General features: G+C 63.0%; 14 protein-coding genes and 1 pseudogene. 7 read left to right on the forward strand and 8 right to left on the reverse strand.

Annotated elements, in window-relative coordinates:
- Positions 1 to 91 precede the first annotated feature (91 nt).
- The gene (gene glnA / locus ACVJGD_RS08200; protein ID WP_456633879.1) at positions 92 to 1,522 is read left to right on the forward strand and encodes a type I glutamate--ammonia ligase; all 1,431 of its coding nucleotides are present in this window, start codon (positions 92 to 94) and stop codon (positions 1,520 to 1,522) included.
- A gap of 29 nt (positions 1,523 to 1,551) precedes the next feature.
- Here glnA and ACVJGD_RS08205 read toward each other — a convergent pair whose 3' ends face one another.
- On the reverse strand, positions 1,552 to 1,944 hold the full coding sequence (locus ACVJGD_RS08205) for a YybH family protein (RefSeq protein WP_456633880.1): 393 nt from the start codon (positions 1,942 to 1,944) through the stop codon (positions 1,552 to 1,554).
- A 10-nt stretch (positions 1,945 to 1,954) separates the two neighbouring features.
- On the reverse strand, positions 1,955 to 3,652 hold the full coding sequence (locus ACVJGD_RS08210; protein WP_456633881.1) for a glutamine--tRNA ligase/YqeY domain fusion protein: 1,698 nt from the start codon (positions 3,650 to 3,652) through the stop codon (positions 1,955 to 1,957).
- Positions 3,653 to 3,867: 215 nt separating this feature from the next.
- Between ACVJGD_RS08210 and gltX the strand changes: the two genes are divergently transcribed.
- Together gltX and gltA are read left to right on the forward strand one after the other, a co-directional pair.
- On the forward strand, positions 3,868 to 5,292 hold the full coding sequence (gene gltX / locus ACVJGD_RS08215; RefSeq protein ID WP_456633882.1) for a glutamate--tRNA ligase: 1,425 nt from the start codon (positions 3,868 to 3,870) through the stop codon (positions 5,290 to 5,292).
- Between the two features lie 161 nt (positions 5,293 to 5,453).
- A complete protein-coding gene (gltA, locus tag ACVJGD_RS08220; RefSeq protein WP_456633883.1) occupies positions 5,454 to 6,758 on the forward strand; it encodes a citrate synthase in 1,305 nt (434 codons plus the stop codon).
- A gap of 548 nt (positions 6,759 to 7,306) precedes the next feature.
- On the opposite strand, the gene ACVJGD_RS08225 is transcribed toward gltA, so the two are convergent.
- Positions 7,307 to 8,269 (reverse strand): carbohydrate porin, encoded by a 963-nt coding sequence (locus ACVJGD_RS08225; RefSeq protein ID WP_456633884.1) that lies wholly within the window; start codon positions 8,267 to 8,269, stop codon positions 7,307 to 7,309.
- A gap of 652 nt (positions 8,270 to 8,921) precedes the next feature.
- Here ACVJGD_RS08225 and ACVJGD_RS08230 point away from each other — a divergent pair.
- From ACVJGD_RS08230 to ACVJGD_RS08245, 4 genes are read left to right on the forward strand one after another with little or no spacing between them, the layout of a single operon-like run.
- The gene (locus tag ACVJGD_RS08230; RefSeq protein ID WP_456633885.1) at positions 8,922 to 9,839 is read left to right on the forward strand and encodes a metal ABC transporter substrate-binding protein; all 918 of its coding nucleotides are present in this window, start codon (positions 8,922 to 8,924) and stop codon (positions 9,837 to 9,839) included.
- Positions 9,836 to 10,741: a manganese/iron ABC transporter ATP-binding protein gene (locus ACVJGD_RS08235; RefSeq protein WP_456633886.1), complete on the forward strand. Its 906-nt coding sequence runs from the start codon at positions 9,836 to 9,838 to the stop codon at positions 10,739 to 10,741. The genes ACVJGD_RS08230 and ACVJGD_RS08235 overlap by 4 nt, the downstream gene beginning before the upstream one ends.
- Position 10,742: 1 nt before the next feature.
- Positions 10,743 to 11,618: a metal ABC transporter permease gene (locus ACVJGD_RS08240; RefSeq protein ID WP_456633887.1), complete on the forward strand. Its 876-nt coding sequence runs from the start codon at positions 10,743 to 10,745 to the stop codon at positions 11,616 to 11,618.
- Positions 11,615 to 12,511 (forward strand): metal ABC transporter permease, encoded by an 897-nt coding sequence (locus tag ACVJGD_RS08245; RefSeq protein ID WP_456633888.1) that lies wholly within the window; start codon positions 11,615 to 11,617, stop codon positions 12,509 to 12,511. Before ACVJGD_RS08240 ends, ACVJGD_RS08245 begins: the two co-directional genes overlap by 4 nt.
- A 60-nt stretch (positions 12,512 to 12,571) precedes the next feature.
- On the opposite strand, the gene lpxB is transcribed toward ACVJGD_RS08245, so the two are convergent.
- From lpxB to lpxD, 5 genes and pseudogenes are all read right to left on the reverse strand, one after another.
- Positions 12,572 to 13,759, reverse strand: a complete 1,188-nt coding sequence (gene lpxB / locus ACVJGD_RS08250) for a lipid-A-disaccharide synthase (protein WP_456633889.1) — start codon at positions 13,757 to 13,759, stop codon at positions 12,572 to 12,574.
- Positions 13,759 to 14,617 (reverse strand): annotated as a pseudogene (locus ACVJGD_RS08255) (LpxI family protein). Before ACVJGD_RS08255 ends, lpxB begins: the two are co-directional and overlap by 1 nt.
- Before the next feature lie 19 nt (positions 14,618 to 14,636).
- Positions 14,637 to 15,434 (reverse strand): acyl-ACP--UDP-N-acetylglucosamine O-acyltransferase, encoded by a 798-nt coding sequence (gene lpxA, locus ACVJGD_RS08260; RefSeq protein WP_456633890.1) that lies wholly within the window; start codon positions 15,432 to 15,434, stop codon positions 14,637 to 14,639.
- 164 nt (positions 15,435 to 15,598) lie between these two features.
- The gene (gene fabZ, locus ACVJGD_RS08265; RefSeq protein ID WP_028162751.1) at positions 15,599 to 16,057 is read right to left on the reverse strand and encodes a 3-hydroxyacyl-ACP dehydratase FabZ; all 459 of its coding nucleotides are present in this window, start codon (positions 16,055 to 16,057) and stop codon (positions 15,599 to 15,601) included.
- The gene (gene lpxD, locus ACVJGD_RS08270; RefSeq protein ID WP_456633891.1) at positions 16,057 to 17,124 is read right to left on the reverse strand and encodes a UDP-3-O-(3-hydroxymyristoyl)glucosamine N-acyltransferase; all 1,068 of its coding nucleotides are present in this window, start codon (positions 17,122 to 17,124) and stop codon (positions 16,057 to 16,059) included. Before lpxD ends, fabZ begins: the two co-directional genes overlap by 1 nt.
- Positions 17,125 to 17,138: the final 14 nt, after the last annotated feature.

The raw sequence follows: 17,138 nt of genomic DNA on the forward strand, positions 1-17,138 counted from the left end.
GACACCGAACGTGGAGCAGGATCCATCGCAGGTCGCGGCCGAACGGCAATGGGGCCTCCAGGATACGGCTCTCCATGACAGGAGCGAAGCCATGTTTCCCAAATGTGCGACAGCCGAAGATCTCGTGAAGGCGATCAAGGACGAGAAGGTGCAGATGATCGACCTGCGCTTCACCGACCTGCCGGGGGTGTGGCAACATTTTTCCGTCCCACCGAGCGCGGCGAGTATCGATGCTCTCAACGAAGGCATTGGCTTCGACGGTTCATCGATCCGCGGCTTTCAGGAGATCCAGGAAAGCGACATGCTTGTTGTCGCGGACCCGACCACGGCCTTCCTCGACCCGTATTCGCCGGCATCGACCCTGGTGTTGATCTGCAACATCCGCGACCCCGTGACCGGTCAATCCTATAGCCGCGATGCCCGCTACATCGCGCAGAAGGCTGAGACCCATCTGAAGGGCACCGGGCGCGCCGATACGAGCTACTTCGGTCCGGAGGCGGAGTTCTTCGTGTTCGACGACGTCCGTTACGGACAGGGCATCAATTACGCCTTCCACGAAATCGATTCCGACGAAGGCAGTTGGAACACGGGCAAGGAGGAAACGCCGAATCTCGGTCACAAGCCGCGCCCGAAAGAGGGATACTTTCCCGTTCCCCCAACCGACAGCATGCAGGCTCTGCGCACCGAAATGGTGCTGACGATGGAAGATCTCGGGATCCAGATCGAAGCCCATCACCATGAAGTCGCGACCGGCGGCCAGAATGAAATCGACATGCGCTTCACCACGCTTACCCGCATGGCCGACCATCTGATGATCTACAAATACGTGGTGAAGAACACCGCGAAGCAACATGGCATGACCGCGACGTTCATGCCCAAACCGCTGTTCGAGGACAACGCTTCAGGGATGCACGTTCACCAATCGCTGTGGAAGGGCGAGACCAATCTGTTCTACGACAGGGGCGACTACGCCGAGCTGAGCCAGCTTGGCCGCTACTACATCGGCGGTCTCCTGACCCACGCCTGGGCGCTGTGCGGGCTTTGCGCCCCTACCACGAACTCCTATCGGCGCCTGGTGCCGGGCTATGAGGCTCCGATCAACCTGGTCTACTCCCAGCGCAACCGCTCAGCCTGCTGCCGCATTCCGATGTATTCGCCGAACCCGAAGGCCAAGCGCGTCGAGTTCCGCTCGCCGGATCCTTCCTGCAATCCCTATTTGGCCTTCTCCGCGATGCTGATGGCCGGCCTTGACGGCATCAACAACCGGATCGACCCCGGCAGCCCGATCGACAAGAATCTCTATGACCTGCCGCCCGCCGAGGCCAAGGATGTGAAGTCGACGCCGGGATCCCTGGATCAGGCGCTCGACGCGCTCGAGCGCGATCACGCCTTCCTGCTCCGTGGCGACGTCTTCACTGCCGACGTGATCGAAACCTGGCTCGACTACAAGCGGAAGAGAGAGGTCGATCCGATCCGGCTACGCCCTCATCCTTACGAGTTCCACCTCTATTACGACATCTAGCGACGACCGCCGGGTGACGGGTGACCAGCCTATCGGTCAATCAGTGGCGTCTTCGATGAAACGTGATGGCTGGCGATTTTCCAGTCGCCATCTTCGCGGACCATGACCCAGGTGATCTTGACTGAGAGAGACGGATCGCCCTCACCTAAGAAGAACGTCGCGGTGCCGGCCATGTTCATCACCTCCGGGCCGGCCTGCGCCGCGCGCACGTCGGAAAACTGAACGGTCGGCGAACGCCATCGCGGCAGGCCGTTGAAGTAGGCCGCAACCCCTTCCCTGCCACGATAGAGCGTGGGATTGGAGCCGAAGAAGAATGCGCTTTCCGAATAGAGCGAGGCGAGTGCTGCGGCATCCAGCCTGCTGAAGCCGGCGGACCATTTTGCCATGATGGCGGAGACGATCTCGTCGGCTTCGCTTTTCACGTAAGCGCCTCTAGCCCTTGCCGCTGACTTCCTTGGCGAAGGTGTCGCGCAGGCCGATGGTGCGGTTGAACACCGGCTTGTCCGCCGTCGAATCGGGATCGCGCACGAAATAGCCCTGGCGCTCGAACTGCATCACCTCGTTCGAATTGCTCTCCGCGATCGCCGGTTCGACGCGCGCGTCCGTCAGCACTTCCAGCGACTGCGGGTTGAGGTCGGCGGCGAAATTGCCGGCGTCCGGATTGGGCGCCGCGAAGAGCTGGTTGTAGATGCGGATCTCGGCCGGTTTCGACTGCGCTGCCGGCAGCCAGTGCATGGTCGCCTTCACCTTGCGGCCGTCGGGCGCATTGCCGCCCTTGGTCGCGGGATCATAGGTGCAGCGCAGCTCGACGATCTCGCCGGCCTCGTTCTTGATGACCCCGGTGCACTTGATGAAATAGGCATAGCGCAGCCGCACTTCGCTGCCCGGCGAGAGGCGGAAGAACTTCTTCGGCGGATTCTCCATGAAGTCGTCACGCTCGATATAGAGCTCGCGACCGAAGGCGATTCTGCGGGTGCCGGCTGCGGGATCGTCGGGATGGTTGATCGCCTCGAGCTCCTCGACCTGCCCCTCCGGATAGTTCTCGATCACCACCTTGAGCGGCCGCAGCACCGCCATGCGCCGGAGCGCGGTGCGGTTCAATTCCTCGCGGATGCAGAACTCCAGCATGCCGACGTCGACGACGCTGTTGGACTTGGCCACCCCGATGCGCTTGATGAACTCGCGGACTGCTGCCGGCGGCACGCCGCGCCGCTTCAGTCCCGCGATCGTCGGCATCCGCGGATCGTCCCAGCCGGCCACATGGCCGTCGCGGACGAGCTGCGTCAGCACGCGCTTGGAGAGCAGCGTGTAGGTCAGGTTCAGGCGCGCGAATTCATACTGCCGGGGCGTCGACGGCACCGGCAGCTTCTCGAGCAGCCATTCATAGAGCGGCCGATGGTCCTCGAATTCGAGGGTGCAGATCGAGTGCGTGACGCCTTCGATCGCGTCCGACTGGCCGTGGGCATAGTCATAGCTCGGATAGATCGACCATTTGTCGCCGGTGCGCGGATGGTGCGCGTGCAGGATCCGGTACAGCACCGGGTCGCGCATGTTGATGTTACCCGAGGCCATGTCGATCTTGGCCCGCAGCACGCGCGCGCCGTTCGGGAACTCGCCGGCCTTCATCCGGCGGAACAGGTCGAGGTTCTCCTCCACCGAGCGGTCGCGATAGGGCGAATTCCTGCCAGGCTCCGTGAGCGTGCCGCGCGAGAGCCGGATCTCCTCCTGGCTCTGGTCGTCGACATAGGCGTCGCCCTGCTTGATGAGGCTTTCGGCCCATTCGTAAAGGCGCTCGAAATAGTCGGAGGCAAAGTAAAGATTGTCGCCCCAGTCGTAGCCGAGCCAGTGCACGTCGGCCTGGATCGCGTCGATATATTCCTGCTCTTCCTTGGTCGGATTGGTGTCGTCGAAGCGCAGGTTGCAGTGGCCGGGAAACTCCTGCGCGATGCCGAAGTTGAGTGCGATCGACTTGGCATGGCCGATATGCAGGTAGCCGTTCGGCTCTGGCGGGAAGCGCGTCACGACGTGGCTGTACCTCTTTGAAGCGAGGTCGGCCTGGACGATGTCGCGAATGAAATCGCGCCCGGTCTCCGCCGCCACCGTTTCTGCCGCCACAGGTTCTGTCGTCATCGAGGGTTCCTATGCACGATCTGGAAAGTCGAACTTCCGAAAGATCATGCTCAAATAAGGGATCAGCCGTCCTTCTGCCAAATTCGTCCCGGCCCGCCAAGCCCGCTTTCGAGGCTGCTTTCCGAGCGTCCAAGGCTTTAATGAGGCCAAGGCTTTAGTTATGCATCGTTCCTGCTATACACCACCGCCGTTCAAGCCTGAACCCGCATCCGGTCATGTCTGATTCCGTCGTCACACGCTTTGCCCCCTCGCCGACCGGCTTCCTCCATATCGGGGGTGCCCGCACCGCGCTGTTCAACTGGCTCTATGCCAGGAAGCACGGCGGCAAAATGCTGCTCCGTATCGAGGACACCGACCGCGAGCGGTCCACCAGGGAGGCGATCGACGCCATCCTGGATGGCCTGACCTGGCTCGAGCTCAATTGGGACGGCGAGGTCATCTACCAGTTCAGCCGCGCCGCCCGCCACCGCGAGGTCGCAGAGCAACTGCTCGCGGCCGGGCTAGCCTATCGCTGCTACGCGACCGCGGAGGAACTCGCGGCCATGCGCGAGAAGGCGCGCGCCGAGGGCCGCACCCGCCTCTATGACGGAATGTGGCGCGACCGTGATCCGGCCGACGCGCCGCCCGGCATGAAACCCACCATCCGGCTGAAGGCGCCCCAGACCGGCGAGACCGTGATCGAGGACCAGGTCCAGGGCCGTGTGGTCTGGCAGAACGAGAATCTCGACGACCTCGTCCTGCTCCGCGGCGACGGCACGCCGACCTACATGCTCGCGGTGGTGGTCGACGATCACGACATGGGCGTGACCCATGTGATCCGCGGCGACGATCACCTGATCAACGCCGCGCGCCAGAAGCAGATCTACGACGCGCTCGAATGGAACATCCCGAGCATGTCCCATATCCCGCTGATCCATGGCCCCGACGGCTCAAAGCTTTCCAAGCGCCACGGCGCGCTCGGCGTCGATGCCTACCGCGCCATGGGCTACCTGCCGGCGGCGCTGCGCAACTACCTGGTCCGGCTCGGCTGGAGCCATGGCGACCAGGAGATCTTCTCGACGCAGGAGATGATCGAGGCGTTCGATCTGCCGTCGATCGGCCGCTCGGCGGCGCGGTTCGATTTCGCCAAGCTGGAGAATCTCAACGGGCACTACATCCGGCACAGCGACGATCAATCTCTCGTGACGCAGTTCGAGAACGTCCTGGACTACGTTCCCGACGGCGCCGCCATCAAGGCCAAGCTCAACGACAACACGCGCGCGCAATTGCTGCGGGCGATGCCGAGCCTGAAGGAGCGCGCCAAGACGCTGATCGAATTGATCGCGGGCGCCTCTTTCATCTTCGCCGACCGGCCGATCGAGATCGAGCCAAAGGCTGCCGCGCTGCTTACGTCGGAAACGCGCGCGCTGATCGGGAAGCTTCGCGCGGCGCTCGAGGCCGTCACCGACTGGCGGCTGGAGACCACGGAAGCCGCGATGCGGAATTTCGCGGAGCAGAACAATCTCAAGCTAGGCGCCGTCGCCCAACCGCTCCGGGTGGCATTGACGGGACGCACCACCTCGCCGGGTATTTTCGATGTCCTTGCGGTACTGGGGCGGGAGGAAAGTCTTGCCCGCCTGGGCGATCAGGCGGCTGCGTAAGCCCTGCCATGCCCCTCCGAGGGTCCATCTTGCAGCGCACTGGCCAATAAGCTACCCATCTGACGACGCCTTCTAGACAATCCGGCCTGTCCCGACATCCGCCGTAGAACGGCACCTCGGGCAGGGTCGATTTTCGCAACGAATTCATCGGGGACTACACGATGGACGCAAAATCCAGCAGCAAAACAGCCACCCTCACGATCGGCAACAACACCTACGATTTCCCGATCCTGAGTGGCACCGTCGGCCCTGATGTCATCGACATCGGCAAGCTGTACAGTCAGGCCGGCGTGTTCACCTACGACCCGGGATTCACCTCGACGGGGAGCTGCCAGTCCAAGATCACCTATATCGACGGCGACGCCGGTATCCTCGAATACCGCGGCTATCCGATCGAGCAGCTCGCCGAGCACGGTGACTTCCTGGAGACCTGCTATCTGCTGCTCTACGGGGAGCTGCCGACGCCCGCGCAGAAGAAGGATTTCGACTACCGCGTGACCCATCATACGATGGTGCACGAACAGATGGCGCGCTTCTTCCAGGGCTTCCGTCGCGATGCTCATCCGATGGCGATCATGGTCGCAGCCGTCGGCGCCCTTGCCGCGTTCTATCACGACTCCACCGACATCAATGATCCGCAGCAGCGCATGATCGCTTCCATGCGCATGGTCGCGAAGATCCCGACGCTGGCCGCGATGGCCTACAAATACACCATCGGCCAGCCCTTCATGTATCCGAAGAACTCGCTGAAGTTCGCCGAGAACTTCCTCTATATGTGCTTCGGCGTGCCTTGCGAGGATTACAAGATCAACCCGGTGCTGGCGGATGCGCTGGAGAAGATCTTCATCCTGCACGCAGACCACGAGCAGAATGCGTCGACCTCGACGGTACGCATCGCCGGCTCCTCCGGCGCCAACCCGTTCGCCTGCATCGCGGCCGGCATCGCCTGCCTGTGGGGCCCGGCGCATGGCGGCGCCAACGAAGCCGCGCTGAACATGCTCTACGGCATCGGCAAGGTGGAGAACATTCCGGACTTCATCGCCAAGGTGAAGGACAAGAACAGCGAAGTCCGCCTGATGGGCTTTGGCCACCGCGTCTACAAGAACTACGATCCGCGCGCCAAGATCATGCAGAAGATGTGTCATGCCGTGCTGAAGGAGACCGGGCACGGCGACGATCCGATGCTGAAAGTGGCGATGGAGCTGGAGAAGATCGCGCTCAGCGACCAGTACTTCATCGACCGCAAACTCTATCCGAACGTCGATTTCTATTCGGGCATCACGCTGAAGGCGATGGGCTTCCCGGTCTCGATGTTCACGGTGCTGTTCGCGGTTGCCCGCACCGTCGGCTGGATCAGCCAGTGGAGCGAGATGATCGAAGATCCGCAGCAGAAGATCGGCCGCCCGCGCCAGCTCTACACCGGCGTCGCCCGCCGCGAATACGTTCCGATCGATAAGCGGAAGTAAGCTTCCGGCTTTCGCGAATTCGAAACGGCGCCATCATCTCTGGTGGCGCCGTTTTCGTTTGCCGCGCGCTGGGCCGATCTCGTCAGACGACCGCTGCTGGAGCAATCGCCGATCAGGTTGAAACGCAGCCCCGGTGAAGCTGCGCTCCCTCTCCCGCTTGCGGGGGAGGCTATCGCATATGGCTGTTTGGTGGCCGTGAACGAGGCGGGCCTCATGGTTCGAGACGCGCCGCAAGCGGCGCTCCTCACCATGAGGGTCTAAGATTCCGCCGCGAAATCAGACCTCATCCTGAGGAGCCGCGCAGCGGCGTCTCGAAGGATGGGCCGCGAAGGGACCGCCCACCAAGTTCTATTTTCATATGCGATAGCCCTGCGCTTGCGGGGGAGGGCTGGGGTGGGGGTGCCTCCGCATTGGGACTCCCCGAGTGGAGAGAGCCCTCACCCGGCGCGGAGCCTGTACTCGGACGGCGCGAAGCGCCGATCCGGGTGCGCCGACCTCTCCCGCAAGCGGGAGAGGTGGAGATTCAGCCTTATCGGATCATGCTCTAGCTAGTACGCGATCGTGCTGCGTACGCCGATCAGCGCCCCGCTCTTCACCGCCGAACTCGGCACAATCGGGTCCGGAACGTGTCCACCGGGATGGACGATGTATTCAAAGACCGGCTGAAGCGTCCAGCCTGGCTTGATCTGAGCCTGATAGCTCAGCTCGATCGTGAGCTCGAAATCCCTGAGCGGCTGCCGGACTCCGGTCAAGTCGATCATGTCGCGATCGAGCGCGCGCGCCCGATCGGAGATATGCGCGCAGATGAATGAAGCCCCAAACTTGTCCTCGGGTCTGCCGGGCAGCAGGCCTGAGAACACGATTCCGGCGTCGAGGAAGAAGTCGATCAGGTTGCGATCCGATGGTGTACCCGAGATCCGGCTGAACACGGCGATGCCGCTTGCAGCGTCCCCGCCCTCAGGTCGATAGATCTGCTGATCGATGATGCCGTAGATGCCGCTCGACCCCCGAAACAGACGGGCGTTCCCGCTGCTGAACGGGCTTGCCTGCGAAAGGCCGCCGTCGTCGAACCTCATGTCCGCGAATGTCCCGAAATGGTGCCATCCGCCAAGCCGCAACGCGCCAGCCAGCCCGCGCGAATCCTTGTCCTGATTGTAGCGATACTGCAATTCTCCCATCAGCAAGGGCGGATCGTTCACGCGGAAATTGGTGCCGTTGCGATTGACGATCGCCTGATCGCCCGGATCGCCGTTGAACAATCCGACCAGGGCCGTCCAGCTTGGGCTGGGATCGAATTTGAATCGGATGCCCGGCGTGGCCAGGGGATAAGCCGGACCGCCACTCGGCAGGTTGCCGCCGGCGATGGTCGGCCAATCGCTGCTGATGAGCATCTTGCTGTAGTCGCTGACGAAGAACTCGGTGTCCGCCGCAAGCTGGCCGGCGCGGATGCTGAAGCTGTCGTTGAGCAGCTTCTGCTCCAGCCATAACTCGGAGAGGCGCGTCGAGGGCACAGCCTCGACGTTGCTGATCGTGATCAGGCTTCCGAAATGCTGGTCGCGCAGTCCCGCCGTGTGATGAATTCTGGAAGGCGTTGGCGAAGAAGCTCAGCCCCGCCCACCCTGTGAGCTTTCCCAGATCCGCCGCGACGAAGCCTTCGAGCTTGCCCTCATAGAGCCCGCCTTGCTGAATTCCTCCGGACAGGTTGCGCAGCCCCTCGCCGGTGTAGATCAGCCCATAGGTGATCCCGCGTTGCGCCAGCCACCTGCGCAAACCCGTGGGGTCGCCGTCGGCCGGCAGGCTCGTCGCAATCGACGACGGAGGGATGCCGTTCGATGAGAGATCGTCGTCAGCGAGGGCGGGCACGGAAGCGAAAAGTGCGGCCAGGAAACATGTGATCGACGTCCGCGACCGCCGAAGAGTGCCAGAAAATTGCAATTGCCTTTCATTCGCAACTAAGCCGCAGATTTCGTCTGAATTGTTGATCTCACGCCGGATTCCCACCGCTTGCCCTGCTCCAGTTGCGAATTATTCGCAATACGGATTGACACAGAAAGTTCCGCCATGCAAGCTTCTTGCAACTAAGTCGCAACTGCAACAGGCTATCAGTGAGCTGCGTTGCGGCGATCGATCGGGGCAATGCACTGAACTTGGGAGAACGAACGTATGACGCGGGACTCGACGCGCCGGCTTTTTGTGATGGCCGCTATCACCGTGATATGGGCCGGCATGCTGATGCAGAGCCCGGCCGCAGCACAGGCGCGCAAGCCATTTCGTGTCGTGACGACCTTCACGGTGATCCAGGACATCGCCCAGAACGTCGCCGGCGACAAAGCGATCGTGGAATCGATCACCAAGCCTGGCGCCGAGATTCACGACTATCAGCCGACCCCGCTCGATATCGTGCGCGCACAGGCAGCCGACCTGGTGTTGTGGAACGGCTTCAACCTCGAACGCTGGTTCGAGCGCTTCTTCGAGAACGTCAAGGAGGTGCCTAGCGTGGTCGTCACCGAAGGCATCGAGCCGATGGGGATCGTTGACGGCCCCTACACCGGCAAGCCCAATCCGCATGCCTGGATGTCGCCGAGCAATGCGCTGATCTATGTCGAGAATATCCGCAAGGCGCTGGTCAAGTACGATCCCGCCAATGCTGACGACTACAACCGCAATGCCGGCAGCTATTCGGCTCGGATCAAGTCGCTCGATGAGCCGCTGCGCAAGCGCCTGTCGGAGATCCCCGAAGCCCAGCGCTGGCTGGTCTCGAGCGAAGGTGCCTTCAGCTATCTCACGCGCGACTACAAGATGAAAGAAGCCTATCTCTGGCCCATCAATGCCGACGAGCAAGGCACCCCGCAACAAGTGCGCAAGGTGATCGACATGGTGCGCAAGAACAAGATCCCTGTCCTGTTCAGCGAAAGCACGATCTCCGATCGCGCCGCAAGGCAGGTCGCACGCGAGACCGGCGCACACTACGGCGGCGTACTTTATGTCGACTCGCTCAGCGCGGCGAGCGGACCTGTTCCGACCTACCTCGACCTGCTCCAGGTGACGGTCGAGACGATCGTGAAAGGGTTCGGCAAATGACCGCACAGACGCAGATCGCCCGCGCGGCCGAGACGGCTGCGACGCCCGGCGCCAGCATCTCGATGCGCCGCCTCACCGTGACCTATCCGAACGGGTTCACCGCCGTGCGCGATGCAAGTTTCGAACTCGATCCCGGTACGATCTGCGCCTTGGTCGGAGTCAATGGCAGCGGCAAATCGACTATCTTCAAATCGATCATGGGCTTCGTCCAGCCGTCGTCCGGAGAGGTGAAGCTCTGCGGCTTGCCGGTCGAGGACGCGTTGAAGAAGAACGTCGTCGCCTATGTGCCGCAAAGCGAAGACGTCGACTGGAATTTTCCCGTTCTGGTCGAGACCGTGGTGATGATGGGACGCTACGGACACATGAATTTCCTGCGCATGCCCTCTCGCGCCGACCGCTACAAGGTGGACGAAGCGCTGGAACGCGTCGGCATGAGCGCCTACCGCAAGCGGCAGATCGGGGAGCTGAGCGGCGGACAGAAGAAGCGCATCTTTCTCGCGCGCTCGCTGGCACAGGAGGGCCGCGTCATCCTGCTCGACGAGCCCTTCACGGGCATCGACGTCAAGACCGAGGCCGCGATCATCGCACTGTTGCGGGAGTTGCGCGCCGCCGGCCACCTGATCCTGGTCTCGACCCACAATCTGGGCAGCGTGCCGGAATTCTGCGATCAGGTCGTCCTCATCAATCGCACCGTGCTCGCCGCCGGGCCGACCGCGGAAGTCTTCACCCAAGGCAATCTCGAGCGCGCCTTCGGCGGCGTATTGCGCAATTTCCAGCTCGGCGGGCCGGCGCTGCACCAGGACGATGATGCGCGGCGGATCACGGTCCTGACCGACGACGAGCGGCCGCTGGTATTCTACGGCGACGGACACAGCCAGCGCTCGGACAAGAGCGGAGCATGAGATGAGCGAGGGCACGTATCTGTCAGAAATGCTCGTCCCATTCAGCTACGATTACATGCTGAAGGCCATGTGGGTGAGTGCGCTGGTCGGTGGCGTCTGCGGCTTCCTGTCCGCTTATCTGATGCTCAAGGGCTGGTCGCTGATGGGCGACGCCTTGGCGCATTCCATCGTGCCGGGCGTCGCTGCAGCCTATATCTTCGGCGCGCCATTCGCGGTGGGAGCGTTCTTCGCCGGGATTCTCGCAGCCGCCGGCATGCAGTTCGTGAAGCTGAAGTCACGCCTGCGGGAGGATGCCGTCATCGGCCTCGTCTTTACCACGCTGTTCGCCCTCGGCCTATTGATGGCATCGATCTGGCCGACCTCCGTCAGTGTCCAGACCATCGTGCTCGGCAACATACTGGCGATCTCCGACGAGGACGTAGTGCAGGTCGCGATCATCTCCGCCGTCTCACTTTTCGTCATGGTGCTTCTCTGGAAGGACCTGATGGTGACTTTCTTCGATGAGAGCCACGCCCGCAGCATTGGCCTGAACACGCGCGCGCTCAAGATCGTCTTTTTCACGCTGCTCAGCGCCTGCACGGTCGCGGCTCTACAGACGGTCGGCGCCTGCCTCGTGATCGCGATGGTCGTGACGCCCGGCGCCACCGCCTATCTGCTGACCGACCGCTTCGGTCGGCTTATTATCATCAGCGTTGCGCTCGGCGTCATGACGAGCTTCGTCGGGGCCTATATCAGCTACTTCCTCGACGGCGCCACCGGCGGCGTCATCGTCACGCTTCAAACCCTGCTTTTCCTTGCCGCCTTCTACTTCGCCCCGAAGCATGGCGTCATCGCCGCGCGACGCCGGCGGCATGCTGCAAGTGAGGTTACCGCATGACAATTGTGTTCGACTGGATCTTGGGTCCCCTTGCCTATCCGTTCATGCAACGGGCGCTGGTCGTATCCGTCATGGTCGCTGCCGTCTGTGCGGTGCTGTCCTGCTACCTCGTGCTGAAGGGCTGGTCACTCATGGGCGACGCCATCTCGCATGCGGTCCTGCCCGGCATCGTGCTCGCCTACATCCTGAACCTGCCGCTCGCAATCGGCGCGTTCGCCGCCGGTTTTTCCTGCGCAGTGTTCACGGGTTATCTGAAGGAGAACAGCCGCGTGAAGGAGGACACGGCCATGGGCATCGTGTTCTCCGGCATGTTCGGCCTGGGCCTCGTCATCTTCACCAAGATCGAGACCGATCAGCATTTGCTGCATATCCTGTTCGGCAACGTGCTCGGCGTGACGGTGCGAGATTTGATCGAAACCGCTGTTGTCGCCGGCGGCACCTTGCTGATCGTGCTCCTCAAGCGCCGCGACCTCCTGCTCTATTGCTTCGATCCGAACCACGCGCGCTCGATCGGCTTGCCGGTGCGCACGCTGCACTACGGCCTGCTGGTTCTGTTGTCTCTCACCATTGTCGCGTCGCTGAAAGCTGTCGGGATCATCCTGGTCATTGCCATGCTGATCGCGCCCGGCGCCACCGCCTATCTCCTGACCGATAGTTTTGAGCGCATGCTCGGTATAGCCGTAATGGTATCCATCCTGTCGGCCATGCTGGGCACCCTCATCAGCTTCCACATCGATGGCGCAACCGGCGCCTGCATCGTGCTCATCCAGGCGCTCTTCTTCACTCTGGCATTCCTGCTTGCGCCGAAGCGCGGTCTTTTGCGGGTGCGCGGCACCGGCGAAAGCCTTGCTGTTGAGAATGACGAAGACGCAGCAACTTTCGAGATCCGGTGATCCCGCAGAATCTCTCGCCGCAACCGAAGTCGCCTGCAGCCCGGCTCAACTCGGCCGCGGCTAATCAGTGCGCGGGCCGTTCCGCATCGTCGCCATCACGATGTCGGCGGCGCGAACGCTCGGCGGCTGGTCGCCGGTCGACATGATCGCGTCCAGCGTGGCGAAGGCCTCGATCTGACTCCGGCGCAGTGCGGAATCTGCAAGGACTTCGCCGAGCGCCCGCGACAGCTTCTCGGGCGTCGCGTTCTCCTGCAAGAACTCCGGGATGACTTCCTTGCCGATCACGAGATTGGCCAGGATCACCGATGGCACGCGGATCGCCCGGCGCAGGATGAAGGCTTCGACCGCGCCGACGCGATAGGCCGTCACCATGGGAACGCCTGATAGGGCAAGCTCCAGCGTCACGGTGCCTGACTTGGCGAACGCGGCATGTGCGATCCTGAACGCGGCGCGCTTCTCGCTCTCGCCGACCACGATTTGCGGCTTGACCTGCCAGCCCTCTATGCCCTCGCGGATCGTCGCTTCCAGATGCGGCATGGTCGGCAGGACCGGCTCGAAGGCAGCGCCGCTTGCGCGCAATTGCGCCAGCGTCTCGCCGAACAGCGCGAGGTGGTGCCTGATCTCGCTGCGGCGGCTCCCGGGCAGCACCAGCAGGACCGGCGGCTGCGCATCGCGCCGCTTCGCTTCCTCGGCATTTGGCCGCAGCGAGGCAAACTGCTCGGTCAGGGGATGGCCGACATAGCTGCAAGGCGGCCCGCCGAGCTTGCGATATTCTTCCGGCTCGAACGGCAACAGCGCCAGCACGTGATCGACATAGCCGAGCATCGCGCGCGCCCTGCCCGGCCGCCAGGCCCAGACCGACGGCGACACATAATCGACGATCGGAATCCCGGGATTGCGCGTGCGAACGCGGCGGGCGACGCGATGGGTGAAATCGGGACTGTCGATGATGACGAGCACGTCCGGTGCCGCATCGATCACGGCGTCAGTGGTTCGCCGGATCAATTGCAGGATCTTCGGCAACTGCTTTGCCACCGCGGCAAGGCCGACGATCGAGAGCTCTTCGATCGGAAACAGCGACGCGAGACCCTCGTGCGCCATCATGCGGCCGCCGACGCCGACAAATTGCACGGCATCGCCGAGCCGCTGGCGCAGCACCTTCATCAGTGCGGCACCGAGGCGATCGCCGGATTCCTCCGTCGCGATCAGGAAGATCTTGCGCGTGATGTGTTCGGTGCGGCCGCGCATCAGCTCTGCAGACCGATCACGAACAGCCGTTTTGCATCCGCAGCCTCGATCATGGCCTGCGGTTCGGCGGCAAGGGTATTGCCGGCAATGACGGCGATGCCGGCAAGGCCCGCTCTCGCGACGCCCTCCACGGTACGCGGCCCGACCGTCGGCAGATCGTAGCGCAGGTCCTGGCCGCTCTTGGGCGCCTTCACCAGCACGCCACAGCCGCTCGGGGCACGGATGCGGCCGTCGGCACGGAGCCGCGCCACGCGGGCCAGCAGCCCGTCGGTCCCCTCGATGTCCTCGACCGCCACCACATGCCCGTTGATCACGACCGCAGCCTGGCCGATGTCGAACGGACCGAGCGCGGCAAGCACCTCGCGCCCCCGCGCAATGTCGGCGCTGGCACTGCCAGTCGGCATCGCGCGCGTGATGCAGCCTTCGGGCATCAGCAGATCCGGAGCGACATCCTTGATCCCGACCATGCGAAATCCATCCCGCTCGAGAATGCGGCCGACCCCGGATAGCAGATGATCGTCACCGCCGCGAAACGCGCGGATGACGTTTCCGAGAACACGGAGTGTCTTGAGGTCCAGCGCGGATTTCGGAGAGCGCCGGCCGCATCAACGTGCCAATGAAGATCAGGTCGCGACAGCCCTCCTCGCGAAACAGCTTGGTCGCACGTCCAAGCTGGCCGACGGAAATCCAGCGATGGCGGAAGCCCTCGACACGGACCGGATCGCAGGCGCCGCGCAGCGCGAACAGCACCGGCGCGATGCCACGTTTGGCAAGCGACTCCGCGACCGCAAACGGCATGGCGCCGCCGCCTGCGATGACGCCAACCGGAGAGGAAATCGCTGGAGCCGCCGACGTCATGGCCCGGGCGCCCCTCTCATCAGTGCTTGCCGTCAACAGCCGGAAGACAGAGCGGTCGCTTGCCCTTGCCGATGAAGGCGAGGATCTCGGCGATCGCCGGATCCTCGGCCGCCAACGGCTGCACCGCGGCCAAGCGCTCGGCGAAGACACCGTCGCCGTGGAACAGCTTCTGGTAGAAGGCGCGGACAGTCACCAGCCGCTCCCTGGTGAACTTGCGGCGCTTCATGCCGATGATGTTGAGGCCTTCGAGCACGGCGTATTGGCCGTTGGCGAGACCGAACGGGATGATGTCGTCGCGTACGCCGCAGACGCCGCCGACCATGACCTGCCGCCCGATCCGCGTGAACTGGTGCACGGCGGAGAGCCCGCCGATGTAGACGAAATCCCCGATCTCGCAGTGGCCGCCAAGCGTGGCGGACGTTGCGAAGATCACATCATTGCCGACCGTGCAGTCATGACCGACATGGCTGTTGTTCATGAAATAGCCGCGGTCGCCGACGCGCGTCAGTCCGCCGCCTTTCACCGTGCCGATGTTCATCGTCACGCCTTCGCGAATGGTGCAGCCGGTGCCGATCTCGAGCCGCGTCGGCTCTCCGCGATAGCTCAGGTCCTGCGGCGGCCCGCCCAGCGCCGCAAACGGCGAAATCACGCATTCCGCGCCGATCGACGTATGGCCGGTGACGGTCACATGCGCAACGAGCTTGCAGTTCTCGCCAATCACGACATCGGGGCCGATGACGCAATAGGGGCCGATCGAGGTGCCCTCGCCGATTACGGCGCCATCCGCAATCCGCGCGGTGGGATCGATCATGCTCATGACAAGAGGCCCGCTACTGGTTGATGCGCAAGCGCGCTAAACAATCGAATTTTCCGGTGGTTAGCGCGACATTGCCCGACATGTCCAGTGACGTATCATGACCACGTATTGCAGCGCGCGGGTGTGCGGATCGCATCCGGAGATCGAAAGGCGCACCGAGCCGTTCAATCCGTCAGCATCGCACCGACATCGGCTTCGGCGACGATCTGACCGTTGACCTTGGCGTCGCCGTGAAACCACCACATGGTCTTGCGGCGGCCGATCGAGCGCATGTGGTACTCGATGGTGTCGCCGGGCATCACGGGCTTACGGAATTTGCACTTGTCGATGGTGAGGAAATAGACGGCGCGCGGCTTCTCGGTACCCTCCACCGACTTGATGCCGATCACGCCGGCGGTCTGCGCCATGGCCTCGATCATCATCACGCCGGGATAGACGGGGCGTTCGGGAAAATGCCCGAGGAACGATGGTTCGTTGTACGTGACGTTCTTGACGCCGATGCCGCTATAGTCCGCGCGGATGTTGATGACCCGGTCGATCAACAACATCGGATAGCGGTGCGGCAGCGTCTTGAGGATGTCGTTGATGTCCACAAGCTCGAACCTGACCGGTGACTCCTCCATTACTCCCGTTCCTCGCCTTTCGAATCCGGCGCACCGTCGCGCACCAGCCGCTCCACCGCTAGAATCTCCCTAAACCACTGCTTGGTCGGTTTGGCAAAGTGACCACCCCAGCGACCATTGGGTGGGATGTCGTCCTTCACCGCGCTCATCGCCGTGACCTGGGCGCCGTCGCCGATCTTGAGGTGATTGTTGATGCCCACCTTGGCGCCCAGCGCGACATTGTCGCCGATGGTCAGGCTGCCCGCGAGCCCGATCTGCGCCGCAAGCAAGCAGTGCCTGCCGATCGTCACATTGTGGCCGATCTGGACCTGGTTGTCGATTTTGGTGCCCTCGCCGATCACGGTGTCGCGCAGGCTGCCGCGGTCGATGGTGGAACCGGCGCCGATCTCGACATTGTTCTGGATCAGGACCCGTCCGGTCTGCGGTACCTTGAGATGGCCATCGGGCCCGAAGAAGATGAAGCCGTAGCCGTCCTGGCCGATATTGCAGCCGGGATGGATCAGGACGTTGTTGCCGATCAGGGCGTTCTGGATCGTCGTCTTGGCGCCGACATTGCAGTCGCGCCCGATCTTGACGTCGGCTGCGATCACCGCGCCCGCGCCGACGACGGTGCCGGAGCCGATCTCGACCCGGGCCCCGATCACCGCCAGCGGATCGACGATCACGCCGTCCTCCAGATGCGCCGTTGGGTCGATGATTGCCGACGGCGCAATGCCCTCGACACCGAACCAGGAGCCGGGCCTCAGTGCATCGCTGTGCCATTGCCGGGCCAAGTGCACGAAGGCATGGAACGGCTTTGGGGCGCGCAGCACCGCCACATGAGCGGGAACCTCGGCCTCGAAGCGTGGGCTGACCAGGCAGGCGCCGGCCTTGGTCGAGGCGAGCTGGTCGACATATTTGAGATTGTCGAAAAACGTCAGATGCATGGGGCCGGCCTCGTCGAGCGAGGCAAGCCCTCTGATCACCTGGCTGTCCCTGGAGGGGTCGACCAAATGCGCCTTCGTCAACGCGGCGATGTCAGCCAGCGTCGACGAAGGAGGACTCTTGAAGAAAATCGGCTGCGCCATTCCATCCGTCGCAC

The organism is Bradyrhizobium sp. USDA 10063, assembly GCF_054063735.1.

Coding starts and splice junctions, on each gene's coding strand:
- glnA (WP_456633879.1), top strand. CDS start 92: ATGTTTCCCAAATGTGCGACAGCCGAAGATCTCGTGAAGGCGATCAAG.
- ACVJGD_RS08210 (WP_456633881.1), bottom strand. CDS start 3,652: ATGACGACAGAACCTGTGGCGGCAGAAACGGTGGCGGCGGAGACCGGG.
- gltX (WP_456633882.1), top strand. CDS start 3,868: ATGTCTGATTCCGTCGTCACACGCTTTGCCCCCTCGCCGACCGGCTTC.
- gltA (WP_456633883.1), top strand. CDS start 5,454: ATGGACGCAAAATCCAGCAGCAAAACAGCCACCCTCACGATCGGCAAC.
- ACVJGD_RS08230 (WP_456633885.1), top strand. CDS start 8,922: ATGACGCGGGACTCGACGCGCCGGCTTTTTGTGATGGCCGCTATCACC.
- ACVJGD_RS08235 (WP_456633886.1), top strand. CDS start 9,836: ATGACCGCACAGACGCAGATCGCCCGCGCGGCCGAGACGGCTGCGACG.
- ACVJGD_RS08240 (WP_456633887.1), top strand. CDS start 10,743: ATGAGCGAGGGCACGTATCTGTCAGAAATGCTCGTCCCATTCAGCTAC.
- ACVJGD_RS08245 (WP_456633888.1), top strand. CDS start 11,615: ATGACAATTGTGTTCGACTGGATCTTGGGTCCCCTTGCCTATCCGTTC.
- lpxB (WP_456633889.1), bottom strand. CDS start 13,759: ATGCGCGGCCGCACCGAACACATCACGCGCAAGATCTTCCTGATCGCG.
- lpxA (WP_456633890.1), bottom strand. CDS start 15,434: ATGAGCATGATCGATCCCACCGCGCGGATTGCGGATGGCGCCGTAATC.
- fabZ (WP_028162751.1), bottom strand. CDS start 16,057: ATGGAGGAGTCACCGGTCAGGTTCGAGCTTGTGGACATCAACGACATC.
- lpxD (WP_456633891.1), bottom strand. CDS start 17,124: ATGGCGCAGCCGATTTTCTTCAAGAGTCCTCCTTCGTCGACGCTGGCT.